The sequence below is a fragment of the Bacillus jepli genome (assembly GCF_047238305.1).
GTDB lineage: Bacteria > Bacillota > Bacilli > Bacillales > Bacillaceae_L > Ferdinandcohnia.
Genome location: NZ_JBDFMO010000001.1, coordinates 4305744 through 4331504 on the forward strand (window position 1 = coordinate 4305744; position 25761 = coordinate 4331504).

Consider the following 25761-nt stretch of genomic DNA (forward strand, 5'->3'; position numbering starts at 1 on the left):
ATACATAGAAAAAAGACACTAGTAAGTACTAGTGCCTTTCATTCTTATCCTAAATAATCAACAAACCAGTCTTTAATATGGTTAAGTCGTGATAATCGTAATTTTGGATTTCCGCTTCGCGATAATTCATGGTTAGCACCAGGGAAACGAACAAACTTTGTTGGTTTCTTTTGATGCTTTAATGCCACGTAAAACTGCTCTGCTTGTTCGATTGGACAACGGAAGTCACGCTCACCATGGAGAATTAATAGTGGTGTCTCCACATCTCCCACATATTTTAATGGTGAATGATTCCATAATTTTTCAGCATTTTCAAGAAGAGTGCCTTTGAGCTCCCATTCAGTAAAGAAGTAGCCAATATCACTTACCCCATAAAAGCTTAGCCAGTTTGAGATGGAGCGTTGGGTAACCGCTGCTTTAAATCGATTTGTATGTCCAACAATCCAATTTGTCATGAAACCACCATAACTTCCACCTGTAACACCAAGCTTTGTTTCATCCACAAAATCAAAATGTTCGACAGCATAATCAGTTGCTGCCATGACGTCTAAGTAGTCTTTTCCTCCATAGTCGCCTCGGACAGCATCAACAAATTGCTGACCATAGCCATGACTACCACGAGGATTCGTAAAGACAACCACAAAACCCTTGCCTGTTAGCACCTGAAACTCATGGAAATATGTATTAGCATACATCGCATGTGGCCCACCATGGACTTCGACAATAGTCGGATATTTTTTGCCCTCTTCATAGCCAAATGGTTTCATAACCCATCCATTAATTTCCCAACCGTCTGGAGCATTGAACGTAAATGGCTCTGCATCTGACAATTCAACCTCATGTAAAAATGCTTCATTCACATGTGTAAGTCGATTCAATTCACCTGTACTCAAATCCAAGTAAAAAAGATCGCCAGGCTCTGTTGGTTTACTGATTCCTACCACAGCCTTATGATTATTTACGGTTAAGGCAAACACGTGTTGATTTTCAAATAGGGACGGATACACTTCTCCTTCAATGGAACCGTAATAGACTCCCGTATTGCCATGGTTAGTTAATAGAAAATAAAAACTTCTGCTATCGTCATTCCAGATAACGCCAGGATCTGAACCGCCTAATTGAAAGTCTGCAGCAACACAATCCCCAACATATGCATCAAGTTCACTTGTTAAACAAGTGAATTCTGTGCTATCAACACTGTAAAGCCATATTTTCGGCAATGTTGCGCCTGCAAACTCCTGTTCATGTCCAATGATCGCAATATATTTGCCATCTGGTGACCAAGACGGCAAGCCAAAGTTACCAGTACTGCCCGTAATTTTATGGTAGCTTTTATCTTCTACTGACATTACATATACGTCAGAGATTAAATTATAATCTGAGTCTTCACTTATATCACCAACGAAAGTGATTTTTGTTCCATCTGGAGACCAACCACCTGCGGCATAATCATAATCTCCTGATGTCAATTGTTCTAGATCACCAGAAGCGATATCAACTAATGCAAGATGTTGATTTTTATTATCTAAAAAGCCTGCAGCATCTGATTTGTAACGAATTCTCTCGACAACCATTGGTTCAAGGTTCTTCTCATCTTCATCCTTTTTCTTCTTTTCCTTATCAGTGAGGCTTTCATCTGATGTTAAAGAAGTTGCAAATAAAATTTTCGAACTGTCTGGAGACCAGATTGGATTCCTGGCACCATTCACACAATATGTAAGTTGTTTCGGCTCCCCACCGTTTACATTCATAACGAAGATTTGCTGTTTGCCTGAACGATTTGATACAAACGCGACTGATTCTCCATCAGGAGACCAACGTGGCGACGCATCTCGAACATCCCCAAACGTCCACTGTGATACATTCCCATCTACAGTTCCAACATATAAATGTGAATTATATTCATGAGTTTCCTTATTAATCTCTGTTTCCACAAACGCATAGCGCTTCCCGTCTGGAGAAAATTGTGGATCATTAACTGTTTTTAATTCATATAAATCTTCTGCAACGATTCCTCTGCGTTTTTTCTCTGTCATCCTTCTCCCGTCCTTTATCACAGAATTGTCAAAGTAGTTTAATACTTCCTCTTCCATTATGCACTACAAATTAAATTATTTCGATACTAGAAATAATTTTCCTCCATGTTTCTTGATTCTTTTTAAAAAATGTTCTATCATAGATACAAACATACGTTCTCGAAAGAGGGATAATCATGACAAGAATACCTGAGGATGACCGTGATATTTTTGAAAAAGCCATCTTTTTGCCAATGGTTCTTACCATCCTTAATCGTGATCTTTCAGCAATTGAAACGGCTGGCTTTAAATTAAAAAAGCCATATCTGCATTTGCTTGAACATACCATGAAGAAAGTTCAAAAAGACCTCTACACAATCAAACAACAAATGAAAAAGAAAAATATGAAAGTATGGGAAAAACAAAGAGATGAGGCATTTACTCTATTTTCATTCATGTATCGAGGCTATGAAGAGGAGCATAACTACTTTAACCCACGGATTCGAAATGAGGTTCAACAGCTGCTCGAATCTTATTTCGTTGAAAAAAATAACAGTGAGTAGCAAAGCACAATTCAGGTAGAAAAATAATTTTTAGTTCAGAAATCAGATTTTTTGGGTAAGCTATCGTTGATTTGAGGATTTATGACGAAATTAATGCGTTTATTTGGTTTATCCATTCGATTTGTGACAATGGTTCGCAGTTGTGCAGTTCTATGGAGTTGATTTTGGAAGGAGCCCTTCGAGATTTGTAGTTGAATTGCTTGCTTATTCGTAAATATAACAGTCGTCTCCTCATGTACACTAAACTTGCAATCTGAGACATAATGATGAGACAGCCATGCACAATCCTGTTTTGTTGGAGAAGCGGTCGGAAACAGAAAAATCTTATTAGAAGCTTCTACAATGATCGGAGCCTTATGAGTCACTCCCATAATCTCACGCGTTCCTTCTTGCCTGCCTTTAAGTGAGCTTCCAAAATAACGGCAACTGCGGTCGACAATCTCAGTTGGTTTCATGGTAACTACATATTCACCTTCAACTTCAAGTACTCTTGAACAGGTATTATTTCCTATTTCAATTGGAAGTACCGCCATTGTATCAGGGTTAATCTCATATTCCACTAAATAATTGCTATTCCTACCTTCCATTCATTCATCCCCTTTTAAATTATTTTAATTTTTAAACTAATGGAAGCATTTTCATAATATCACTTCTAGGTATTTATAACTATACGGTTCACAAAATGTTCACAAAAAAAGTGGACTTCTTTTTAAAATGCTCTTTTTAAAAAGAAAGAACATTTTTAAAAGAAAACCACTAAGGCTTTTTATTGTCTAGCTCCAGGCGACATCGACTCTCTGGTCTATCCAATCACTTCTGAAGGTAAATGACACATTCTCCTAAGCGCTCGTCTTATGCTTATCGTCGATGGGCGGACTCGCATAGCGCCTTTCTCATGAATTTTCATTTATTTGGCCAAGTTCCTTTTCAGCAAGAAATGCATTTGCTTGTTCTAATGTCGTATGCTCGTCAACCGAATTACCCGCATAGACTGATTCAGAAAGAAAAGGATTATTTGTATCAAGTGAGTTTGACATCCCGAAAACCGGATTTAATGGAGTATTCATCGGGATATCGTGATTTGTATGTTCATTTGGATTTTTCATTTATTTCCACCTCCACTATTATGATGCATGAAAATGTAAAATATCATACTACCATTTTGAGTATTCCAAATAAATTTTAAAAAAGTCAAAAAATTCAGTTGATTTTATATTGCTACCTAAATATACTATTAAAAAGGGTTTAGGGGTGAGATTTCATGAAGAATAGAAAAACATACTCTGAGATCATGAGGTCACGAGATACAAAAAATTTAAAAACACCTAGGCAATCGGTATTAGACATATATATTCAAATGATTATTGATGAGAGCCTATTCAAACGAAAAAAAGAGCTTTTGGAAACAAAGGTTAACGAAGCGATTGATGCCAGAAATGAAGGTTTGTTTATGGAAGCATCGGCAGAATACCGCAAACTATATAGTAAAACATTGTAGAAATTTTCATCTTTAAAATCACATAAAAACTGACTAACAAAAGTGTTAGCCAGTTTTTTCATGCATCAATTACTTCGTGAATTGCGCTACTTCTGTAGACCCCTTTAACGCAGTTGTTGAAGATGTTCCACCTGTAATAACCTGGGCAACTTCGTCAAAGTACCCTGTTCCTACTTCACGTTGATGCCTTGTTGCTGTGTAACCATATTTTTCGCTTGCGAATTCAGCTTGCTGGAGCTCTGAATATGCCGCCATTCCTCTTTCTTTATAGCCTCTTGCCAATTCAAACATGCTATGGTTTAAAGCATGGAATCCTGCTAACGTTACAAATTGGAATTTGTACCCCATCTTTCCGATTTCTTTTTGGAAGTTTTCAATTGTTACTTCGTCAAGCTTCTTCTTCCAGTTAAACGATGGAGAACAATTATAGGCTAATAGCTTACCAGGGAACTTCGCATGTATTGCGTCTGCAAAGCGCTGGGCCTGCTCTAAGTCTGGCTCCGATGTTTCACACCAAATCAAATCAGCATATGGTGCATACGCCAAACCGCGTGCAATGGCTTGATCAAGTCCGGCTTTTGTCCGGAAGAAGCCTTCTGGTGTTCGTTCACCTGTAATAAATTCCTGATCAACAGGGTCAACATCGCTTGTAATAAGGTCTGCTGCATCAGCATCTGTTCTGGCCACTAAAATCGTTGGCACCCCCATAACGTCCGCTGCAAGTCGTGCAGAAATTAAATTTCGTACGGCAGTTTGCGTTGGCAATAATACCTTTCCACCTAAATGACCACATTTCTTTTCTGACGAAAGCTGGTCTTCAAAATGCACTCCGGCAGCTCCTGCTTCAATCATACCTTTCATTAGTTCAAAAACATTCAACTGACCGCCAAAACCTGCCTCAGCATCGGCCACAATTGGAGCAAACCAATCCGTATCACCGTCGGCTTCTAAATGCTGAATTTGATCTGCACGCTGTAAAGCTTGATTAATCCGCTTTACAACACTTGGAACACTGTTGGCTGGGTATAAGCTTTGATCCGGATACATATGACCTGAAAGATTCGCATCAGCAGCAACCTGCCAACCACTTAAATAGATGGCCTTAAGACCCGCTTTTACTTGCTGAACAGCCTGATTCCCGGTTAATGCCCCTAAAGCATGAACATAATCCTCTGTCTGAAGAAGATTCCACAGTTTTTCAGACCCTCTACGCGCCAATGTATGCTCAATATCAATAGAACCGCGTAAGCGAATAACATCCTCAGCATGATAGGGTCTTTCGATTCCTTTCCATCTTGAATCCATTTCCCAGCTTTCTTGTAATTTTTGAATTCTTTCGTTTGTCATTTTAAATTCCTCCTCTTATTTTATAAAATTTCATATCCTGGTATAGTCAAAAATTCTACAAATTCATCATTTGACACTAAGTTCGCAAATAAATGAACTGCTTCGTTGAAACGGCCTGCTTCAAATGCTTCACTACCAATTTCTTGCTTAATTTTTTCAAGTTCTTCTTCTTGTAGTTGTTGAACAAGCTCAAATGTGACCTTTCTTCCATCCTCTAAGATCCCTTTTGGATGACGGATCCACTGCCATAGTTGTGCTCTAGAAATCTCTGCTGTAGCCGCATCCTCCATGAGGTTATGAATCGGTGCTGCACCATATCCGCGAAGCCACGATTCAATATATTGAATCCCAACATTGATATTCGTACGTACACCTTGTTCCGTTATACTGCCTTTAGGTACAGCAATAAGTTCCTCGGCAGTCACTTGAACATCGGTACGTTTATTATCAATTTGGTTAGGTCCTAACATGATTGTATTAAAGACCTGCCTAGCAACCGGTACAAGCCCTGGATGAGCAACCCATGTACCGTCATGGCCATTATGTGCTTCACGTTCTTTATCTGCACGTACTTTATTAAAGGCTTCCTCGTTTGCTTCTGGATTGTTTTTTACTGGTATCTGGGCAGCCATTCCACCAATCGCATGACACTCTCGCTTATGACAAGTCTTGATGACATGTTGTGAATACGCACTCATAAATGGAGCTGTCATTGTGACTTCTGATCGGTCTGGTAAAATCACATTCTCTACATTTCGAAATCTCTTTAAATAACTAAAAATATAATCCCATCTCCCACAATTGAGACCTGCAGAGTGTTCTTTTAGTTCATATAAAATCTCATCCACTTCAAAGGTTGCAAGGATCGTTTCAATTAGTACAGTAGCTTTAATCGTTCCTTGGGCAATTCCTAGTTCCTTTTGCGAAAAGATAAATACATCATTCCACAGTCTTGCTTCAAGATGGCTTTCCATCTTTGGTAGATAAAAATAAGGCCCGCTACCGTTCTCGATTAACACACTCGCATTATGATAAAAATAAAGTCCAAAATCTAGTAAACTCGCAGAGATTCTCTTCCCGTCAAGTTCAATATGCTTCTCTTCTAAATGCCAGCCTCGTGGACGAACAACAAGTGTTGCAATGTCATCGTTTAATTGATACGTTTTTCCATTTGGATTTTCAAATGTAATCGTCTTTCTAACAGCATCCCGTAAATGAATCTGCCCCTCGATTATGTTTTTCCAAGTTGGAGAATTAGCATCCTCAAAGTCTGCCATAAATACTTTAGCTCCTGAGTTCAATGCATTAATGATCATTTTTCGGTCGACAGGTCCAGTAATTTCAACGCGACGATCTTGTAGGTCTTTCGGAACTGGAGCAACTGTCCAATCCCCATTCCGAATATGTTCTGTTTCGGATAAAAATGTGGGCATGATTCCTCTGTCGATTTCCCGCTGTCTTTGCTGTCTCTTTTCTAATAATTGTTTTCTTCTTCCACCGAAGTTCCGCTCTAGTTTTTCAATGAAGTTTAATGCCTGAGGTGTCAAAATTTCACCATACTGCTCATTCATTTTTCCTGTGATCTGAAGTCCTGAGGTTTGTATCGTCATTTTGTCCCAAACACACCTTCCTTTGTATTGTTATAATACAGATTTTTAATACTAAAAGTATTATATAACAGAATTTCCAAAAATGGAACATTTTTCTGTAAATTTTTATATAACACTTTTACAAATAGTCATTCTGTACTATAACAACACTGAAATAAAAAAAACTTGCTTACAGAAATAGATCCGTAAACAAGGTTCTTTCGATTATTTTTCACCCTTTTCAAATTCATTCGTATACGTAATTCTTTCAAGCATTGTTGGGTGTCCATATCGGAAAATTTTCACTAAGAATGGCGGGTTCACTTGACTTAAACCTGCTCTTGATAATTCCTGGAATGATGAGACTGCTGCCTTGTTATCCTCGGTCATTTCAAGTGCGTATAAATCAGCCGACTTTTCCTGATGTCTTGAAACAGCGTTTGAAACTGGATCGGATACAAAGCTTAATACCGAAATTAATAATAAAAACACGGGCAAAACCGCAATATCTTTGACACTTGAAATTTTAAATACATGGCCCCATTTACGAATCATAAAGGTCATGAGCTTACTGATAATAAACAGTCCCACTAAGGTTAACACCAAGTACCCCGCAATCCCGATGTAAATATGCTTCATCACGTAGTGTCCCATCTCATGGGCCATTATGAATAAAATTTCATTTTCATTTAGTCGCTGAAGTGTCGTATCCCATAGCACAATCCTAGAATTGGAGCCGATTCCTGTTACATAAGCATTCAGTGAATTTGTCTTTTCGGACATATTTACTTCAAATACATGATCTGCAGGGATGTCTGCACGATCAGCCATCTCAAGAATTTTCGTCTCCAACTCTTTATTTGTTAATGGGAAAAAGTCGTTATACAATGGGTCGATAATAACTGGCTGTACGAACATGAGAAACATTGAAAATGGAATCGACAGCAGCCATGCATGAAACCACCATCTTTTTTCATTTCTACGAATCAACCAGAACAAGACGCCCACAATGACAATCATTAATGCATAATTCACCCAAAAATCAATTAGGAGATCCTTCACCCAGCTTTGTGTGGATTGAACAGTGATATTATACGTCTTTGAAACATTGTAGCTAATCCAAGAAAGTGGAAATGATAATACTTCAACCAGCAAGGATAACCAAAATAGATAAATCGCCGTTTGTAGAATCGAAAATTTAGCAGATGCTTTTGACCAATCACGGAATTTTGCCGATATGCCGATTACAAGGACAAGAGTATAAATTAACCATTCAAAAGGTACTGACAGGAAAAACAAAAGATTTTTAATTTGTGAATATTCTTCACTTAATAATAGTTCACGCTCATTCATAAATGTCTGTGGATCTGCAGGACTTCCTTTTAGCTGAGCAGGTATGTCTGTATTTGCTCCAAAAAATAAGTACCATGCTATACCTAATCCAAAAACAAGATAAATGCCAAGTGACCAACCGATTACTTTTTTCACTAAGCTGTCCCCCTTTATGTACAACCCTCTTACTGTATTTTAGTTTAATTTAGTGCTAGTTAGAACATTGACTTTTACTATCATCCATTTTAGACAAAGATGATCCTTAAAAAACGAGTTGATTTTTTAAAGGGTAGTGGCCGGAGCAAATGTAGAAAGCCTAGGATTTAGTCCTAGGCTTTTACTCTGGATGATATTGATATTTTTTAAGATCGATTGACTTGTTCTCAATCTCGATCCCTTCATCCTCAAGAAAGATGATCTGGGCAGCGTGAGTTTCTTCATCTAGGATTGTGATTTCCCCCCTAGAGTTAATCACCCGGAACCAAGGAAGATTGTACTTTTTGCTCATGGAATGGAGAACTCGCACAACCTGTCTTGCGCCTCGTGGGCTTCCTGCAAGTTTTGCTATCTGCCCATACGTCATGACCTTTCCTGGGGGGATCTGCTTAATAATCCTAATAACATTTTCGGTAAATGGTTTCATCTTGTTTATCCCTTACATAAAAAATGAATAAATGCTTAGAGCAAGGATGGAGCTTAATACGACGACAATGACATTTGCCCCTAAGAAAGCGACAATAAAAGCGACTCCTGCACCAATGATTCCAAACCAAATATCTTCATTAATCGTAAAAACCCCTGGAATAATCAGTGCGCCAAGAATAGCAAACGGAACGTTCTTTAACACATTTTGCAGGAATGGAGGTAATTTAACAGAGTTAAACACAACTAGAGGCAACATCCTTGGTATATATGTAACAAGCCCCATTCCGATAATCATAAGAAGAATTGTCTTATCCATGCTGCTCATCCTCCTTGCTCTTATTCCCAACTAAACTAATAACCACTTCAACCCCTATTGCTGCCACAAGAGAGGCTACGACAATTGACCAACCAGGCTCTAAGAAAAATGAAAAAATGGCATTTAAAATCGCTGCACTTCCTGCTAACACAATTACTTTTCTCTGTTTTTTTAACGATGGTACAAGCAACCCGATAAACATTGCATATAAGGCGACAGACATGCTTTGCTGCAACACATGTGGAAGATTTGCCCCAATGACATGTCCAATCCCTGAAAAAACGACCCAACTTCCATAGGATATGGAGATCACACCAAATAAATAGCCCGTTGTAACCGTACCTTCTTTTACAGCGGCAACAGAAAACGTTTCATCTGTAATTCCAAAGGAATAAAATGCCTTTTTAATTGGATGGTCTTCCTCTACCTTTTCATTAAGAGAGGCACACATTAAAAAATGACGGATATTTAAAATGAAAGTCGTAAGTATAATTTCAAAAACGCCAGTTCCTACGGCAATTAATTGTAGGGCTATGTATTGTGATGCTCCAGCAAATACGATAATACTCATCATGACCGTTTCAGCTACCGTAAGCCCTGTCGATTTTGCCAATAAACCGAATGTCAACGCAACTGGTGCATAGCCAAGCGCAATACTGATGCCGGCTTGAAAGCCGCTCCGAAATTCTGAATGCTTTTTTGCTAAAACTGTAGTTGTCATTCCCCCAATATTCTCCTTTAAACGTTTTTTATTACTAATTGTCTTAAATTTGGAATGTTTTTTCAATGTTTTTGTTTGAATATTTTTAAGAAATGTGGTCTATCGGTTTTATTTACGGTCTATCATTTTTATTTCGGTTCTATCGACTTTATTTCCATCCTATCGATTTTATTCCGTTTCTATCGACTTTAGCAAGATTCCGCCCATGAAAAAGGCGCCTACCACGTGGCGCCCTCATAAAATCATTTCCCTTTAAAATTTGGTTTCCGTTTTTCATTAAAAGCAGCCAGCGCTTCCACTCGATCCTCAGTTGGAATGATCACTTCATATGCTTTACGTTCAATTTTAAAGCCCGTATGTAAGTCTGCATTCATCCCCTGCTTAATCGCAAATTTGGCTTGCTGTAAGGCAAGTGGACCATTTTTTAGCATCTCATTTGCTAGCTTCATGGAACTTTCCATTAATTCTTCACGAGGCACCACACTTGAAACAATCCCATACTCTTTCGCTTCTGTTGCACTAATTCGTTTTGCCGTTAAAATAAGCTCCATTGCCTTTGTTTCACCAATGAGACGTGGAAGACGTTGAGTTCCCCCTGCTCCCGGAATAATGGCTAGACTCGTTTCCGTTAGTCCCATTTGAGTATTCTCAACCGAAATTCTGAAATCACAGGCTAGTGCAAGCTCCATTCCGCCACCAAAGGCATAGCCATTGATCGCCGCAATTGTCGGCTGTGGCAAGTCTCCAATACTCGCAAAAACCTGGCCAATTTTATACACATTTCTTCTTACCTGTGCTTCATTTAATGTCTTTCGCTCCTTTAAATCAGCACCCACACTAAATGCTTTTTCACCTGTTCCAGTTATAATAACAACACGAACATCAGCGTTCGTACGGATATCCTCGACGATTTCATCAAGTGTCTTAAGCATTTCGTAATTAAAACAGTTCAAAGCATCTGGGCGATTCAATGTGACAGTTGCTACATGGTTTTCAACTTGGTATAAAACTGTGGTCATGGATACACCTCTTCAATAAAATTTGATATCGCTTACATCCTATTTCGCTTTAAACTGAAAAATTCCTTTAAATTATTTAAAAACAATCAAAAAAAGAACAGGCCAATCGACCTGCTCTCCCCCTTATTTTGTCACTAAATCCTTTAAAGCACGACGAAGAATTTTTCCGGTTGTATTTTTAGGAATTTCTTCTATGAATTCTATCTTACTAGGAAGTTTATATTTAGCTAAATGCTCCCGACAATAAGCGAGAAGATCATCTTCTGTTAAAGTAGGATTCTTTTTCACAACATAACAGTGGACTGCTTCTCCCTGCTCTGGGTCTGGCACACCTAAAACAACGGCTTCAACTACGTTAGGATGATTGTAAAGAACTTCTTCAACCTCTCTTGGATAAACATTATATCCACCAACAATAATCATGTCCTTTTTACGGTCAACGATATAAAAGTAGCCTTCATCATCCATTCGTGCTAAATCACCTGTATAGAGCCAACCATTTCGCAATGCCGCATCACTTTCTTCAGGCATTTTATAATAGCCCTTCATCACATTTGGACCGCGAACAATCAATTCTCCAACTTGACCTACCTGGACTTCATCGCCTTTTTCATCGACAATCTTGTTTTCGACGTTTACAATGTTTGTTCCAATTGAACCTGGCTTACGTGGACGATCTAACGGATTAAAACATGTGACAGGTGATGCTTCAGAAAGACCATACCCCTCTGATACAAGAACATTAAACTTCTGTTCAAAGCCTTTTAAAAGGGCGACCGGCATTGCAGCCCCGCCTGAAATACATAAGCGCAACGAGCTTAAATCTTCTGGGTTTCCTTCGGGATACTGAAGAAGGAAATTATACATTGTTGGAACACCTGCAAAAACCGTAGCTTCATAGTCCTTGGCCATTTTAAAAATTTCTTTCGGGCTAAACTTTGGAACAATTAACATTGTTCCACCACTCATTAATGGGGCATTTAACGCTACTGTTAAGCAGAATACATGGAACATCGGCAAAGTAGTGATGACTCGATCATCCTCGGAAATTTTCAAATAATCCGCAACGTCCCTTGCATTACTATACAAATTCAAGTGGGTTAACATTGCACCTTTAGGTTTACCGGTTGTACCTGATGTATATAGAATGACGGCAATATCATCATCTTCAAGAATTGGACCAGAAAAAGGAAAATCACCCGAATCCACCACAATTGTAAACGATTTCAATTTAGGGTAGATTGAAAGTTTTGAGACATCTACTTCACTATTAGCCCCCTGTGAAGTTTCGCACACAATAAGATGTTCTACTTTCGGAAGGTGTTGATTCATCTTCTCAAAAAGTGGAACAAGCAAATCAAACGTTATGACAGCCCTTACATCTCCGTTATTTACAATATAGCCGATTTCGTCTGGTGTATAGATTGGATTTATCGGAATTACCGTCGCCCCTAAACGGAGTGCACCGTAAAATCCTATCACAAAATGTGGAATATTCCCCAATTCGAGAGCAATGTGATCTCCCTTTTTTATTCCGAGCTGCTCTAAACCACTTGCAAACTTTGAAACTGCACCATCTAATTCAGCATATGTACTAACATTCCCTTGAAAAATATACGCTGGTTTGTCGAAGTATTTCTTAGCTGTGTCCCCTAGTCGAGTTGATAGATTCAAATTTCTCCCTCCCATGGTCAGTATAATGAATGAATAATCATTCATTATACAGCAAAAAATAATATTCTAAATATATTATATTGAAAGAAAGTTTTTCTATCAAGACGTAAAATGTATTTTTGAAAAATGACGGGTAAGAAATCTTACCCGTCAACCACGTGAATTAGTAAATTAAATTCATAAAATCATCTTTGGTAATTTTACCGAAATAATGCTGAATGTCGATACCTTCTAATGCCTTCTCTAATTCCGCTTTTTCATACTTTGTTCCAATTAATCGTTTTTCGATTTCCTCAACATCTCCAACACCAAAGAAATCACCATAAATTTTACAGTTTTCAATCGTCCCTTTTTGAACTTCAAGACGCACATCTATCGAGCCAACTGGGAAACGATGTGTATGTTGGTAATTAAATTTTGGTGATTTTCCGTAGTTCCACTCCCAATTTTGATAGCGTGCCTTTGAAATTTCGTGAATTTTTTCCCAATCCTGCTCCGTTAATTTATATTCTGGAATTTCCCCTTCTGTGTTAAAAATGTAGCGAAGAAGCATTTGTCTAAATTCTTCAATTGTAATTTTTTCCGTTAGGAATTCACTGATATTGGCAACCCTACTTCTTACAGATTTAATTCCTTTTGATTCAATTTTGTCTTTTTTCACTTTTAAAGCTGAAACGACGTGATCAATTTCTGAATCAAACATAAGAGTTCCATGGCTGAACATTCTACCTCTTGTTGAAAATTGAGCATTTCCGGAGATTTTTCTACCTTCAACCTCAATATCGTTTCGACCACTTAATTGTGCATGAACTCCAAGCTTATGGAGTGCTTCAATAACGGGTTCAGTGAATTTTTTATAATTGTGAAAGCTCTCTCCGTCGTCCTTTGTAATAAAGCTAAAATTCAAGTTTCCTAAATCATGATAAACAGCTCCACCGCCTGATAAGCGACGCACCACTTTTATCCCATTATCTTCAACATATTGCGTATTGATTTCCTCAATTGTGTTTTGGTTCTTTCCAATAATGATCGATGGCGCATTAATATAGAACAATAAATATGTTTCGTTAATGTCTAAATTTTTAAGTGCGTATTCTTCAATCGCTAAGTTAATTTGTGGATCATTAATTCCTTTATTATCGATAAATAACATCGTGATTTCACTCCCAAGTTAGTCCTGATTTTGCTAAATTGATATCGCCAGTAAATTGTTCTGAAGCTTGTTTAACAAGGTCTTCATGATTTCCGTAATGAGGCAGATGTGTAATCCAGAGTTCTTTCACATCAGAAGCAGCCGCAATTTTTCCAACCTCTGTACTATTCATATGCCCCATATTGGAGCCATCTTGATCCGCATAGAGGTTACATTCACAAATAAACAGGTCTGCACCCTTCGTAAACGGAATAAAGTCATCTATGTAGCTAGAATCCGCTGAAAATACAACAGTTTGTCCACCAGCTGTCATTCTCATCGCATAACATACAACCGGATGCTTGGTTTTCATAAAGGAAATCGAAAACGGACCAATTTTGATTGTTTCATCCGGATGATAAGCAATCGCCTTTGTATGCCCTTTATGCTCTAATTTTGAAAAACCTTCTTGGTCAGCTGTATGCCCATAAATAGGAAGTTCCTTTTGTTGATTATGTATTGCACTTGTTACTAATCTTGCGTACTGCATTGGACCGATATCCGCTACATGATCATGATGATAGTGGGATAAAATAATCGCATCCAGTTCATCAATGGTTATATAGTTTTGAAGCTGTGCCAGTACACCACTTCCGCAATCAACTAGAAGTCGGAAACCTTCATGTTCAAATAAATACCCCGTTGTGGCTTCATTTGCTGCTGGAAATCCACCCCAAAAACCTACGACCGTTACTTTCATAGGATCACCTTTCTCCTCAAATGTTTTTCGTTATCCATTACACTTCTTCAATGGTTTACCCTATCCAATACCACTATAATCGATACGAAAAAAAATATCACTTTTTAATACTTTTGTTACAAAACAGTTATTGACATATTTTCAACTGTTATAGTACACTATAAACAATAAAAGAAACGGAGGGGTTCAAATGTTAGTAAAAAGTACAGAATTTTTCAAAAATCTGCCGCCTAAAAAATGTGTTGAGTGTGGCCATGATATCGAGGAGCAGCATGAGTGCTACGGTAACAAATGTGACCACTGTAATGAAATAAAATGAAAAAGGAAGGCCGCGGCCTTCCTTTTTCTTTTACACCAATACTGGAGTATTTATTTTCATGTATTCTAGAACCTTTTTAACCGCTGCTTCGCCTTGGTCAATACAATCAGGTAACCCTAGACCTTCGTATGAGCTTCCCGCTAAAAAGACGCCTGGTAAATGTTCAGTAACATTCCTCTTTACATACTCTACCCGCTCTTTATGACCAACTGTATATTGTGGCATCGCATCTTTCCATCTTGTTACAATTGAGAATTCAGGTTGATCTGTGATGTTCATCGTTTTGTTCAGATCATCGAGTACCACTTTGGTAATTTCCTGGTCTGATTGATCAACAATGGCTTCGTCTCCTGCTTTTCCAACATAACAACGGAGTAGCACTTTTCCTTTAGGTGTTGTATGTGGCCACTTTTTATGTGTCCAAGTAACTGCGGTAATAATATAATCATTATTTCTTGATACAACAAAGCCAGTTCCATCAATATCCTTTTTAATCGCTTCTTCAGGGAATGCCATTGCCACGGTTGCAACCGATGTTGATGGCATATCCTTAAAACTATCGAAAAAGGAATATTGATTAAAAATAGATTGCGTTACATGATGTGGAGTTGCCACAACTACACTATCAGCTGTCATTTCTTCTCCATTACTTAACTTTATCGTATACTGATGATTATGTTTTTCAATACCCTCAACTTTAATTCCTTTAAACACGGTACCTGGCTCTAGCTTTGCTTCAATTGCATCAATAAATGACTGTAGTCCAGTAGTAACCGTTAAGAACTGTCCTTTTGGTGCAGATTTCGCATTTTGCTTTGGTTTTGGTGGTGTTGTTTGTTTCATTCCAACAATTAGACTTCGATATTTTTGCTCAACTTGGTAAAATTGTGGGAAAGTTGACATTAGGCTTAATTGATCAATATCCCCCGCATATATCCCGGAAAGCAATGGCTCAATAAGATTTTCTACGACCTCATCACCAAGTCTTCTTCTAAAAAATCGACCAAGTGATTGATCCCCCTCAGCAGGTGTTCGTGGCAACACAAAATCCATTGCTGCCCTCAGTTTGCCCATTGGGGTAAACAGACCTGTAGTAATGAACGGGCCGATTTGAGTAGGAATCCCCATAATCGATCCACCTGGCATTGGATGGAGCTTTCCACCCGCAAGAACATAGGATTTACCAGCGGTATTATTGACCAATTTATCCCCTAGTCCAACCTCATTAACCAACCGTGAGGCACTTGTTTTCCTAGCTAAAAAGGAGTCTGGACCTTTTTCAATTACAAAGCCATCCCGTTCAACTGTCTGTACTTTTCCACCTAATCGATGGCTCGCTTCTAAAAGCGTACATGTAATATCTAAGCCCTTCTCCTTTGCCTCTTTCTGGAGATAATAAGCTACTGTTAAACCAGTAATCCCACCACCTATTACGACTACCTTTTGATTACTCACTTAACTTCGCCTTCTTTCAATAGAATGTTCAAAAAGTCAGGTGATCGGCAATTTCACCTTTCCTATTGAACTTTTATTTAAATGCATAGATTATTTTTGTAGTTCTTTTAAAACAACAGTTGCCAAACAATCGATAAATTCGGGTTTCGCATTTGGCATTTCCGGACGGTAATAGCTTACACCTAGCTCCTCAGTAACAACCTTACACTCATAATCATTGTCATATAGAACCTCTAAGTGATCGGCAACAAATCCAACTGGAATGTAAACAAACGCCTTGTAGCCTTTTTCATTATACAGATCTCTCGTTAAATCTTGAACATCTGGACCTAACCACGGCTCGGGAGTATTTCCGGCACTTTGCCAGCCAATTTCATAATTGTTTACACCTGCAGCTTCTGCAATTAAATCAGCTGTTTCTCGTAATTGGCTTGGATATGGGTCTCCTGCTGCTATGATCTTTTCAGGAAGGCTATGAGCCGAAACGATTAGTACTGCATGTTCACGTTCTTCTTCAGTCATTGAAGCAAATGTTTGTTTCACTTGATTTGCCCAATACTCGATGAATTTAGGCTCTTTATACCAGCTTTCTACGGATGTAATTGTTGGCCCCCCAAGTTTTTCTGCTTCTTCTTTGGCACGACCATTATAGGATTTTACACTAAAGGTTGAAAAATGAGGTGCAAGGACAAGACTCACCGCTTCCTCAATTCCATCTTCATTCATTTGTGCAACTGCATTCTCTATGAATGGTTCGATATGCTTCAAGCCTTGGTACATTTTAAACTCAAAATCATCTTGAACTTGATTTAAATGTTCTTCTAGTTTTTTACCTTGTTCAGTAGTAATTTTTGCAAGAGGTGAAATTCCACCAATTGCTTCGTAACGACTACGAAGGTCTTCTAGCATCTCTGGTGATGGCTTACGGCCGTGACGAATATGTGTATAATAGCGTTCAATATCTTCTTCTTTGTATGGAGTCCCGTATGCCATTACGAGTAAACCCATTTTCTTTTTTGTCATTAAATACACCTCAAAAGACTAGATTAATTTTGCTTAGAATATTCGTGGATGAATGTAGTTAGACGCTTTAGAGTCTCTGGTTTCACATCAGGGAATACACCATGACCAAGATTAAAGATATAGCCTGGCTGCTGCATGCCTTGGTCTAAAATTTCTTTTGCTTTTTCTTCAATGACTTCCCAAGGAGCTAATAGTATAGCTGGATCAAGGTTTCCTTGAACGGCTTTTGTGACTCCAAGTTCCCTTGCTTTCATTATTGGGAGGCGCCAATCCAGGCCTACAACATCTAAAGGCAGGTCATTCCATTCTAATGCTAAGTGGCTTGCGCCTACTCCGAACATAATCAGTGGCACGTTTTCCTCACGAAGTGCTGAGAATATACGATGCATAACTGGTTTAATGAAGTGACGGTAATCTGCAACATTTAATGCCCCTACCCAAGAATCAAAAATTTGTACAGCTTTTACACCTGCTGCTATTTGTGACTTTACATAAGTAATCGTCATTTCAGCTAATTTATCCATAAGCGCAAACCAAGCGTCTGGCTCAGCGTACATGAAAGCCTTCGTTTTATTATAATTTTTTGAAGGACCGCCTTCAATCATATAGCTTGCTAGCGTAAATGGTGCCCCAGCAAATCCGATCAATGGTACTGAAAGCTGTTCTGTTGTTAAAAGCTTAATTGTATCAAGTACGTATGGAACATCCTCTTCTGGATGAATTTCTCCAAGCTTTTCAACGTCCTTTACTGAACGGATTGGGTTACTGATAACTGGACCAACACCAGCCTTGATTTCAACATCTACTCCAAGTGCTGGAAGTGGAGACATGATGTCTTTATAAAGAATTGCAGCATCTACATCATATTGTTCAACTGGTAGTCTAGTGACATAAGCACATAATTCCGGTTGATGAGTAATTTCAAATAAACCATATTTTTCTTTGATTTTTCGATATTCAGGTTGGGAACGTCCAGCCTGGCGCATATACCAAACAGGTACATGTCCAGTCTTTTCTCCTCTAGCCGCCCTTAATAATGTATCATTAAAACCCTTTTGCATATGTATTTACCTACCTTTCAACATCTTCACACAATAGTTACCATCATAGCATAAATAAGTTTCATTTATTAAGTTTATGTTTCATTTATCCTCACTTTACCACTATAATTGTTTCTACTATCTATGTATACAAAACCACGTCAAATGTCAAAAATTTGACGAACATTAAGGGTGGTTAAAGGAATTACCACCCTTAATGATCTATTTATTCGAAAAAAAGGTAGGCTTAACAGATTTAGAATGTGTACCTTCTTCCTTTGTTTGTGAATTATAAGGAACAATAAAGTAGGATGGCATCGAAAAAATGTTTACATTTTCAATTTCATACCCCCCTATACCTCTTACAGAACCCACATATTTAACAGTTTTCGAATTCTCTTCGTAGATTCGATATTCAATCCGTTCATCTTCTGAAGGAGTCCAATTTAATGTAACCGTAAATAACCCTAGTGGCTTAAATGATAAATTGGCTTTCACATCATCAATTTCGGATAGTCTTATTGGTGGCTCAAGCTCTTGAACATCCTTCGGCGCAGAAAAAGCGGTGACTTTTTTCAACTCCGATTGATCAAGAATATTCTTGAACAATTTTGTTGGAGATGAACTACCCCCTTTTAAATAATGAGTTGCATCTGTCGAGTCATAGCCCATCCATATTGCTCCCACTACAGACGGAGTAAAGCCGACAAACCAAGCATCCTTTATCCCGTTTTCAACACCAGGTAAATTGGTTGTCCCTGTTTTACCAGCAAGTGCACCCGAATAACTTCCTACTCGTGCTGTACCGTTATCAACAACCCCCTCAAGCATTCTTGTCATATACCATGCCGTTTGTTTTGAAAATGCCTCTGTTTCGTGCGTGGATGCCTCTCCAATTACTTTTCCGTCACGATTTTCAATTTTACTTATAACATGTGGTTCAATGACTTTTCCTTCCCTGGCAAAGGCACGATATGCTTTTGCCATTGCAAGTGGAGAAATCCCCTCTTTCAGTCCACCTAACGCAATCGACAAACCTTGGTCTGGTATGGTGATTCCCGCTTTAGTTAAATATTTTTTAGCTGTATCAATTCCGAGTCTGTCAAGCATCCATACAGCAGGCGCATTTGCTGATTCGATTAGAGCATCATACATAGATATTTTCCCTTTATAAATACCCGATATATTACTTGGTTCATATTCACCATAGGATAGCTTTTTATCAACAAGCATCGAATAAGGGTCAAACTCATCTTCTTCCAATGCAGGTCCATATACTGCAAGTGGCTTTATTGTCGAGCCTGGCTGACGTTTAACCAAAACTCGATTAATGCCCCGACTCACATAGTTCCTACCCCCGATACTAGCTAAGACACCACCTGTATCATTATCAAGTAACACGAAAGCACCTTCGGCTTGATCATCGACTCCCGGAAAGTTTTTTTGATCTTTAAAAAGCTCATATGCTGTTTTTTGAATTTCCAAATGAAGGGGAACTGTGATGGTATAGCCACCTCTGAGTAATTCTTCATTTGACAGATTAAAGCGTGTCTCCGCCTCTTCAAACACCATATCGATATAGGTTAATAATGAAGGATCTCTTTCGACCTCATGAATGTCCAACGCAACGGTCTTTCCTTGGGTCCTTACAGCCTCCTCAGGTTGCAAAAAGCCCTTTTTTTCCATTAAGTTAATAACCAAATCCCGTCTCTGTTTACTTTTTTCAGGATTAAGGATGGGAGAATAAGTAGTTGGTGCTTTTGGAATTGCCGCAAGCAGTGCCCCTTCTTCGACAGTCAAATCACTTACATTTTTATTAAAATAAAACTTTGATGCAGATTGAATACCATATGCACCATGTCCAAAGTAAATTTGATTTAAATACATTTCAAGAAGTTCCTGCTTGCTGTATTCCTCCTCTAAATTAATGGAGATGATTAATTCCTTCGTTTTTCGAAGAAATGTTTTTTCGTTTGTAAGAAACACATTTTTTGCAAGCTGTTGTGTAATTGTACTGCCACCTTCTACCTTTCCACCAGCCACAATATCTTTATAAATTGCCCTTCCAATCGCCTGAACGTCGATTCCATGATGCTTATAGAAACGAGTGTCTTCGACCGCGATAAACGCCTGTTGGACATATTCTGGAATATCCCTTATTGGTACAATGTCACGATTCTCATAATATAATTTGGTAATAAAGTGGCCATCCTCATCGACTAGTTTTGTTGCAGAATTCATGACCAGTTTTTTGTCATCAATGACATAGTCACCGGCATATATGATAAGCAAATACCCACACAATCCAAGGACAAATGAACCAACAATAACAAAAAATGAGAGAAATAATTTCTTTTTCATAAAGTGACCTCCTTGGAAGATTTAAAGGCGCAAGCGCCTCGAAAAGATGAACATCGACTAACTACTGCCACGTCCTGTGGCAAACGTCGATGTCAGCACTTCCTGTGCAAGTCCGACAAGCATAAGAAAAGACGGCGAGGAGGATGCAGTTTATCCTTCTTGACGGATTGGCTTATGACCTCGAGGGGCTAGGCGCTGAAGCTAGATATAATGATTGTAGATGTTTTCAAAAATTTGTTATGTTATCTTTTAGTATAACTGTAAAAGTTTCCTACTATGTATTACGTATAAATAAAGGAGTGGTTCCGTGAATTTCTATTTTGCGTTTGGGACGGTAGAATTTTTAGAAAAGCTTCATGAAAAGCATAAAAATGAAAACATGGCCTTGTTTTATAACAATGAAACAGCCATCTTGGTACATGAAACGACGAAGAAGTCCGTTTTTGCTGCACCGCGAAAATACGAAGTTCTAACTGGTTCCGGGAACTTTAAAGACGCAGTTTTCGTGGCACTTACATATGTACCTGTGACCGATGAGGGTAAGCCGCTTTTCGAATACAACATTATCCAAAAGAGTTCACTATTAAAAGACACACTAGGATTGGTCGCTTTTCGCGTACTTCGACCTTTAAAAAGTGATACCTTTGTCATTGCTAGCTTTTGGTTGAAAGAGTCTTTTTATTTGGAATGGACTCGCTCACCAAATTTCGAGGAGCTTGAACAAGTGATTAAAAAAACAAAAGCAGGAATCAACCAAACTGTTTTTTCAGGTCCAGTTTATACAAAAACGTTTCATTCATTAAAAGAGAATTAAAAAACTTTGCTCCCTTCTCACACCTCATCCCCTTCAACATATTCTGTATTACAAACATGGGTAAATGCGTAGTTACCTTTGCTTGAATTCGGATTAGTTGAATGGGGGTTTTGAAATGTTAGTGGAATTAACCGCCCTGCATTGGATATATGTTTCGTTTATCCTTTTAATCATTGGCTTTATGGTCATAAGAAGAGATACCTCACTTATTTGTATAATTGGCATCTTTTTACTTGCCATTACCGCAACCGGATCGATAAGTGCTTCGATAAGTGGGGTATTTAATAGCTTTATTTATGCCATTACTGAATTACTCTCAACCATTCTCGTCATCTCCATTATTGTTTCGATGAGTAAGGCGTTAACAGTAACGGGAATTAATGATATCATGATTGCTCCTTTTGCAAAACTGATTCGTTCCCCTGCACTTGCTTATTGGACGATTGGAATAGTGATGATGGTCATATCATGGTTTTTCTGGCCTTCCCCTGCTGTTGCCTTAATCGGTGCAGTTCTTCTGCCAGTTGCAATGCGGGTTGGTCTTCCAGCATTAGGTGTTGCGATGGCAATGAACTTGTTCGGTCACGGTATTGCATTGTCGAGTGACTTTATTATACAGGCAGCGCCAAAGCTTACTGCAGATGCTGCAGGTCTGGAAGTACTAGAAGTTGTCAAAGCAAGTATTCCATTAGTATTTGTAATGGGGATTGTGACAACAGTCGCAGCCTACATTTTCCTTCGGCGCGACATGCGAAAAGGCATCCTTTCAGTTAGTGGAGAATCAAATTATTCAAATCCATTAACAAAAGACCTCACAAAACAGGAGGAACAGCATCTAAGAACTTTGTTATCTCCAACAGCAAAACGTTTTTTCGCAATCTTAATCCCAATCCTGTTTGCCTTAGATGTAGCAGCCATGTCTGCATTGAAACTTTCTGGTGGAGATGCAACAGCTCTTATTGGAGGCACATCCATTTTTATTCTTCTTCTCATTTCACTTGTAGCCCATAAAAATGCGGGATTAGAAAAAACCACTACCTATTTAATCGAGGGTTTCCAATTTGGTTTTAAAGTATTTGGTCCGGTTATCCCAATCGCTGCCTTTTTCTATCTTGGCGATTCTGGTTTTGTGAAAATTATTGGTGACTTCTTACCTGAACACTCACAGGGAATTGTGAACGACCTAGGGGTTAGTCTCGCTTCCGTCGTACCATTAAATGCACCAACTGGAGCGATCACATTAACGATAGTAGGTGCAATTACCGGGTTAGATGGATCAGGTTTCTCGGGGATTTCCTTAGCTGGGTCACTTGCTGCATTGTTCTCAACAGCCATTGGGGCAGGCGCTGCAACATTAACAGCACTAGGGCAAATTGCCGGCATTTGGGTCGGCGGTGGAACCCTTGTCCCGTGGGCGCTAATCCCTGCAGCTGCAATATGTGGGGTTGACCCATTTGAGCTTGCAAGGAAGAATTTGCTTCCTGTCACCATTGGTTTAGTTGTGACGACGATAGTGGCGATGTTTTTGATATAGTCCATCTTAATGAAGCTCTTGTGTGATGAGAGCTTCTTTTTCATGTAACTTTTTTAACTTTTATTCATTTCAATTCATTAAATATTATGAATCTATGACATTTTTCGATATAATAATATATAATCTACAATTCTTCCTATATTTATATAATCGGAGAGAGACATGTTAAAACTATTTAACATCACCTTGCAAACAAAAATTATTACATTAATTCTTACTTTAATCGTTTTTGTCATTTCGGTACTCACAGGGATGTTTCTTTACTATGAAGCAAAAGACACGAATGAAGAAATGCAAAAGCTGGCTATCCAAGCTTCACGCACACTGTCTTTAATACCGATTATGAAAAATGTTTCCCGTGAAGACATCCAAACAGGCTCTATGCAGGCTATTACGCAACAAATAGGAAACCAGGCAGGAGCAAATTATGTACTCATTGAATATAAAGATGGGCTGAATATTTCGTATCCTACTTACGAAATTAGCCACTCTGTCTTTGATCCAGAAAACTATAAAGCAATCGTTTTTGGTGGTTTTTACACAATAGAAACAGAAAATGAACTTGGTCACATTTTATGGGGAAAAGCACCTATCTTTGCCGAAAAAAACGGACAACAAATCATCGGTGTTGCAAGTGTTGGCTTTTTAAAAAGCGAAATTCAACAAAGTATCAATCATAAATTACTTAAAACTCTTTTTATAGCAATTATTGTCTTAATAGTTGGTTTATTGGGTGGAATTCTTTTAGCCAAAAGTATTCGAAATGACATCATGGGACTTGAACCACATGAAATCGCTTCCTTATACCGTGAGAGAAATGCAATTTTAAAATCTGTAAAAGAAGGAATTATCGCAATTGATAATAATGGATTCATCACATTACTTAATAATTCAGCAAGACAAATGCTTGGAATCTCGAACGAAAGCATTAACAGACCAATAGCAGAGATCTTGCCAAACACAAGAATGCTCCGGGTATTGGATACAAATATGGTTGAATCCGATGATGAAATGATTATTAACAACCGAGTATTAATCGTGAACCGTATGCCTATCATCGAAAACGGCAAAACGGTAGGAGTCGTTTCAAGTTTCAGGGATAAAACAGATATTAAGAAAATGGTTGACACCTTGACTGAGATAAAAAATTATTCCGAAGATTTAAGGGCACAAACTCATGAGTTTACGAATAAATTATATGTTTTATCTGGATTACTTCAGCTAGAACAATACGAGCAAGCAATTGCCATGATTCAACAAGAAACGAATCAACTTAACTTTCAAAACGATATTTTGTTTAATCAAATAAAAGACCCTAAACTCCAAGCTATTTTACTTGGAAAGATCGGAAAAGCTTCAGAAAAAAAGGTCAGTTTGGAAATTGATGAAAATAGCTATCTAGCAGAATTACCGAGCCATATTTCTATTACAGACTGCATCATCATTATTGGAAACCTAATTGACAATGCGATTGACGAGGTTATGCAAGATGAAGGGAAAGTAACCTTTTTCGTAACCGATATCGGAAATGACATCGTTTTCGAAGTGAGTGATAATGGTAAAGGAATCCCGAGCGAAAAAATTTCTAATCTCTTTGAAAAAGGAGTATCCTCCAAAGCAGAAAAAAATAGAGGCTTTGGGCTTTGGAACGTTAAGACCGTTGTGGATAAGTTAAACGGGTCAATTGAAGTAGCAAATGGAAAAAATGGTGGAGCGATTTTTTCGGTTTTTCTACCGATGAAAAATCAGATTGATAAGGAGGTAGACTGATGATAAATGTACTTATTGCTGAGGATGACTTTCGAGTAGCGTCCATTCATGAACAATTCCTAAAAAAAATCGAAGATGTAAACTTGGTTGGAAAATCATCGAACGCAAAAGAAACCCTTGAAATGTTAAAAAAACATGACAATATCGATCTTCTCTTATTGGATGTTTATATGCCCGATAAAATGGGAACTGAACTTTTGCCAATCATTCGTAATCTATATCCGGAAGTAGATATCATCATGATAACTGCTGCGACCGAAAAGAAACATTTAGAGGAATCACTCCGAAGTGGGGTTTTTCATTATCTTATAAAACCGGTTACATTCGAAAAATTTACGGAAACAATAAAAAAGTATATAGAAAAGAAAGACCTACTTCTAAGCATGAATGAAGTTGATCAAACTTTTGCAGACCATTATTTCGGGGGTAAATTAATGCAGTCTGTTGAAAAGAAAATTCACTACCCAAAAGGTATAGACCCCCTTTCACTTGAAAAAGTAAGAGACATAATCAGAAAGTTGGATTCAGGTATTACGGCTGAAGAAATGGGTGAGAGAATGGGCGCATCCAGAACGACTGCAAGACGTTACTTAGAATACCTTACATCAACAAATGAGGTAACTGCAGAACTTGAATATGGAATTGTAGGTAGGCCAGAACGAAAATATTCAAAACTTAAGTAGTTGTGAAGCATCTTGAAGTGGATTCAAGATGCTTTCTTATGAACAAAATGAACAAAAAGATTTTATCGATTTTTATATAACTTATTTTGAAAACGGTTACAAGATTGTGTCTGAAGTTTTAAAATTATCAATACAGCAACTAAGCAATTTC

Annotated in this window: 24 protein-coding genes; 7 read left to right on the forward strand and 17 right to left on the reverse strand. The window is 38.2% G+C overall.

Going from position 1 to position 25761, the window contains the following annotated elements; all coding sequences use genetic code 11:
* Nucleotides 1-44: 44 nt before the first annotated feature.
* Nucleotides 45-2036, reverse strand: a complete 1992-nt coding sequence (locus ABC371_RS21920; RefSeq protein ID WP_412898738.1) for a S9 family peptidase — start codon at nt 2034-2036, stop codon at nt 45-47.
* Nucleotides 2037-2212: 176 nt separating this feature from the next.
* On the opposite strand from ABC371_RS21920, the gene ABC371_RS21925 reads away from it, so the two are divergent.
* Complete coding sequence (locus tag ABC371_RS21925; protein WP_412898739.1) at nt 2213-2578, forward strand: YhjD family protein; 366 nt, start codon at nt 2213-2215, stop codon at nt 2576-2578.
* Between the two features lie 35 nt (nt 2579-2613).
* Here ABC371_RS21925 and ABC371_RS21930 read toward each other — a convergent pair whose 3' ends face one another.
* Nucleotides 2614-3165 carry a competence protein ComK gene (locus ABC371_RS21930; RefSeq protein WP_412898740.1) on the reverse strand — a complete coding sequence of 184 codons (552 nt, stop codon included), beginning with the start codon at nt 3163-3165 and terminating at the stop codon, nt 2614-2616.
* 306 nt (nt 3166-3471) lie between these two features.
* The gene (locus tag ABC371_RS21935) at nt 3472-3684 is read right to left on the reverse strand and encodes a hypothetical protein (protein ID WP_412898741.1); all 213 of its coding nucleotides are present in this window, start codon (nt 3682-3684) and stop codon (nt 3472-3474) included.
* 155 nt (nt 3685-3839) lie between these two features.
* On the opposite strand from ABC371_RS21935, the gene ABC371_RS21940 reads away from it, so the two are divergent.
* Complete coding sequence (locus ABC371_RS21940; RefSeq protein ID WP_412898742.1) at nt 3840-4076, forward strand: IDEAL domain-containing protein; 237 nt, start codon at nt 3840-3842, stop codon at nt 4074-4076.
* 69 nt (nt 4077-4145) lie between these two features.
* On the opposite strand, the gene aceA is transcribed toward ABC371_RS21940, so the two are convergent.
* The 10 genes from aceA to ABC371_RS21990 all read right to left on the reverse strand — a co-directional run bounded on the left by aceA (nt 4146) and on the right by ABC371_RS21990 (nt 14611).
* A complete protein-coding gene (gene aceA, locus ABC371_RS21945; RefSeq protein WP_412898743.1) occupies nt 4146-5423 on the reverse strand; it encodes an isocitrate lyase in 1278 nt (425 codons plus the stop codon).
* 20 nt (nt 5424-5443) lie between these two features.
* Nucleotides 5444-7033: a malate synthase A gene (gene aceB / locus ABC371_RS21950; RefSeq protein ID WP_412898744.1), complete on the reverse strand. Its 1590-nt coding sequence runs from the start codon at nt 7031-7033 to the stop codon at nt 5444-5446.
* Nucleotides 7034-7237: 204 nt separating this feature from the next.
* The gene (locus ABC371_RS21955; RefSeq protein WP_412898745.1) at nt 7238-8500 is read right to left on the reverse strand and encodes a M48 family metallopeptidase; all 1263 of its coding nucleotides are present in this window, start codon (nt 8498-8500) and stop codon (nt 7238-7240) included.
* Nucleotides 8501-8681: 181 nt separating this feature from the next.
* Nucleotides 8682-8987 carry an MGMT family protein gene (locus ABC371_RS21960; protein WP_412898746.1) on the reverse strand — a complete coding sequence of 102 codons (306 nt, stop codon included), beginning with the start codon at nt 8985-8987 and terminating at the stop codon, nt 8682-8684.
* 12 nt (nt 8988-8999) lie between these two features.
* Nucleotides 9000-9305 carry an AzlD domain-containing protein gene (locus ABC371_RS21965; RefSeq protein WP_412898747.1) on the reverse strand — a complete coding sequence of 102 codons (306 nt, stop codon included), beginning with the start codon at nt 9303-9305 and terminating at the stop codon, nt 9000-9002.
* Nucleotides 9298-10026: an AzlC family ABC transporter permease gene (locus tag ABC371_RS21970; RefSeq protein WP_412898748.1), complete on the reverse strand. Its 729-nt coding sequence runs from the start codon at nt 10024-10026 to the stop codon at nt 9298-9300. Before ABC371_RS21970 ends, ABC371_RS21965 begins: the two co-directional genes overlap by 8 nt.
* Before the next feature lie 242 nt (nt 10027-10268).
* Nucleotides 10269-11045, reverse strand: coding sequence for an enoyl-CoA hydratase (locus ABC371_RS21975; protein ID WP_412898749.1), 777 nt, complete (start codon nt 11043-11045; stop codon nt 10269-10271).
* Nucleotides 11046-11168: 123 nt separating this feature from the next.
* Complete coding sequence (locus tag ABC371_RS21980; protein ID WP_412898750.1) at nt 11169-12719, reverse strand: fatty acid--CoA ligase family protein; 1551 nt, start codon at nt 12717-12719, stop codon at nt 11169-11171.
* Between the two features lie 163 nt (nt 12720-12882).
* Nucleotides 12883-13872: a lipoate--protein ligase gene (gene lplA, locus ABC371_RS21985; RefSeq protein ID WP_412898751.1), complete on the reverse strand. Its 990-nt coding sequence runs from the start codon at nt 13870-13872 to the stop codon at nt 12883-12885.
* A 7-nt stretch (nt 13873-13879) separates the two neighbouring features.
* Nucleotides 13880-14611, reverse strand: coding sequence for an MBL fold metallo-hydrolase (locus ABC371_RS21990; RefSeq protein ID WP_412898752.1), 732 nt, complete (start codon nt 14609-14611; stop codon nt 13880-13882).
* A gap of 190 nt (nt 14612-14801) precedes the next feature.
* Between ABC371_RS21990 and yhfH the strand changes: the two genes are divergently transcribed.
* Nucleotides 14802-14930, forward strand: coding sequence for a protein YhfH (gene yhfH / locus ABC371_RS21995; RefSeq protein ID WP_116351244.1), 129 nt, complete (start codon nt 14802-14804; stop codon nt 14928-14930).
* A gap of 30 nt (nt 14931-14960) precedes the next feature.
* Here yhfH and hemY read toward each other — a convergent pair whose 3' ends face one another.
* From hemY to ABC371_RS22015, 4 genes are all read right to left on the reverse strand, one after another.
* Nucleotides 14961-16385 carry a protoporphyrinogen oxidase gene (gene hemY / locus ABC371_RS22000; RefSeq protein ID WP_412898753.1) on the reverse strand — a complete coding sequence of 475 codons (1425 nt, stop codon included), beginning with the start codon at nt 16383-16385 and terminating at the stop codon, nt 14961-14963.
* A gap of 90 nt (nt 16386-16475) precedes the next feature.
* On the reverse strand, nt 16476-17408 hold the full coding sequence (hemH, locus tag ABC371_RS22005) for a ferrochelatase (RefSeq protein WP_412898754.1): 933 nt from the start codon (nt 17406-17408) through the stop codon (nt 16476-16478).
* 23 nt (nt 17409-17431) lie between these two features.
* Nucleotides 17432-18469, reverse strand: a complete 1038-nt coding sequence (gene hemE / locus ABC371_RS22010) for a uroporphyrinogen decarboxylase (RefSeq protein WP_412898755.1) — start codon at nt 18467-18469, stop codon at nt 17432-17434.
* A 201-nt stretch (nt 18470-18670) separates the two neighbouring features.
* The gene (locus ABC371_RS22015) at nt 18671-20809 is read right to left on the reverse strand and encodes a transglycosylase domain-containing protein (RefSeq protein ID WP_412898756.1); all 2139 of its coding nucleotides are present in this window, start codon (nt 20807-20809) and stop codon (nt 18671-18673) included.
* Between the two features lie 307 nt (nt 20810-21116).
* Here ABC371_RS22015 and ABC371_RS22020 point away from each other — a divergent pair, with 307 nt between their 5' ends.
* From ABC371_RS22020 to ABC371_RS22035, 4 genes are all read left to right on the forward strand, one after another.
* On the forward strand, nt 21117-21623 hold the full coding sequence (locus tag ABC371_RS22020) for an antibiotic biosynthesis monooxygenase (protein WP_412898757.1): 507 nt from the start codon (nt 21117-21119) through the stop codon (nt 21621-21623).
* 115 nt (nt 21624-21738) lie between these two features.
* The gene (locus tag ABC371_RS22025) at nt 21739-23157 is read left to right on the forward strand and encodes a hypothetical protein (protein WP_412898758.1); all 1419 of its coding nucleotides are present in this window, start codon (nt 21739-21741) and stop codon (nt 23155-23157) included.
* A gap of 162 nt (nt 23158-23319) precedes the next feature.
* Complete coding sequence (locus ABC371_RS22030; RefSeq protein ID WP_412898759.1) at nt 23320-24927, forward strand: ATP-binding protein; 1608 nt, start codon at nt 23320-23322, stop codon at nt 24925-24927.
* Nucleotides 24927-25610 (forward strand): response regulator, encoded by a 684-nt coding sequence (locus tag ABC371_RS22035; RefSeq protein WP_412898760.1) that lies wholly within the window; start codon nt 24927-24929, stop codon nt 25608-25610. The genes ABC371_RS22030 and ABC371_RS22035 overlap by 1 nt, the downstream gene beginning before the upstream one ends.
* Nucleotides 25611-25761 lie beyond the last annotated feature (151 nt).

What these genes read in the sequence shown, in the direction of transcription:
- ABC371_RS21920 (WP_412898738.1), bottom strand. Translation starts at nt 2,036, where the DNA reads ATGACAGAGAAAAAACGCAGAGGAATCGTTGCAGAAGATTTATATGAA.
- ABC371_RS21925 (WP_412898739.1), top strand. Translation starts at nt 2,213, where the DNA reads ATGACAAGAATACCTGAGGATGACCGTGATATTTTTGAAAAAGCCATC.
- ABC371_RS21930 (WP_412898740.1), bottom strand. Translation starts at nt 3,165, where the DNA reads ATGGAAGGTAGGAATAGCAATTATTTAGTGGAATATGAGATTAACCCT.
- ABC371_RS21935 (WP_412898741.1), bottom strand. Translation starts at nt 3,684, where the DNA reads ATGAAAAATCCAAATGAACATACAAATCACGATATCCCGATGAATACT.
- ABC371_RS21940 (WP_412898742.1), top strand. Translation starts at nt 3,840, where the DNA reads ATGAAGAATAGAAAAACATACTCTGAGATCATGAGGTCACGAGATACA.
- aceA (WP_412898743.1), bottom strand. Translation starts at nt 5,423, where the DNA reads ATGACAAACGAAAGAATTCAAAAATTACAAGAAAGCTGGGAAATGGAT.
- aceB (WP_412898744.1), bottom strand. Translation starts at nt 7,033, where the DNA reads ATGACGATACAAACCTCAGGACTTCAGATCACAGGAAAAATGAATGAG.
- ABC371_RS21960 (WP_412898746.1), bottom strand. Translation starts at nt 8,987, where the DNA reads ATGAAACCATTTACCGAAAATGTTATTAGGATTATTAAGCAGATCCCC.
- ABC371_RS21965 (WP_412898747.1), bottom strand. Translation starts at nt 9,305, where the DNA reads ATGGATAAGACAATTCTTCTTATGATTATCGGAATGGGGCTTGTTACA.
- ABC371_RS21970 (WP_412898748.1), bottom strand. Translation starts at nt 10,026, where the DNA reads ATGACAACTACAGTTTTAGCAAAAAAGCATTCAGAATTTCGGAGCGGC.
- ABC371_RS21975 (WP_412898749.1), bottom strand. Translation starts at nt 11,045, where the DNA reads ATGACCACAGTTTTATACCAAGTTGAAAACCATGTAGCAACTGTCACA.
- lplA (WP_412898751.1), bottom strand. Translation starts at nt 13,872, where the DNA reads ATGTTATTTATCGATAATAAAGGAATTAATGATCCACAAATTAACTTA.
- ABC371_RS21990 (WP_412898752.1), bottom strand. Translation starts at nt 14,611, where the DNA reads ATGAAAGTAACGGTCGTAGGTTTTTGGGGTGGATTTCCAGCAGCAAAT.
- yhfH (WP_116351244.1), top strand. Translation starts at nt 14,802, where the DNA reads ATGTTAGTAAAAAGTACAGAATTTTTCAAAAATCTGCCGCCTAAAAAA.
- hemH (WP_412898754.1), bottom strand. Translation starts at nt 17,408, where the DNA reads ATGACAAAAAAGAAAATGGGTTTACTCGTAATGGCATACGGGACTCCA.
- hemE (WP_412898755.1), bottom strand. Translation starts at nt 18,469, where the DNA reads ATGCAAAAGGGTTTTAATGATACATTATTAAGGGCGGCTAGAGGAGAA.
- ABC371_RS22015 (WP_412898756.1), bottom strand. Translation starts at nt 20,809, where the DNA reads ATGAAAAAGAAATTATTTCTCTCATTTTTTGTTATTGTTGGTTCATTT.
- ABC371_RS22025 (WP_412898758.1), top strand. Translation starts at nt 21,739, where the DNA reads ATGTTAGTGGAATTAACCGCCCTGCATTGGATATATGTTTCGTTTATC.
- ABC371_RS22030 (WP_412898759.1), top strand. Translation starts at nt 23,320, where the DNA reads ATGTTAAAACTATTTAACATCACCTTGCAAACAAAAATTATTACATTA.
- ABC371_RS22035 (WP_412898760.1), top strand. Translation starts at nt 24,927, where the DNA reads ATGATAAATGTACTTATTGCTGAGGATGACTTTCGAGTAGCGTCCATT.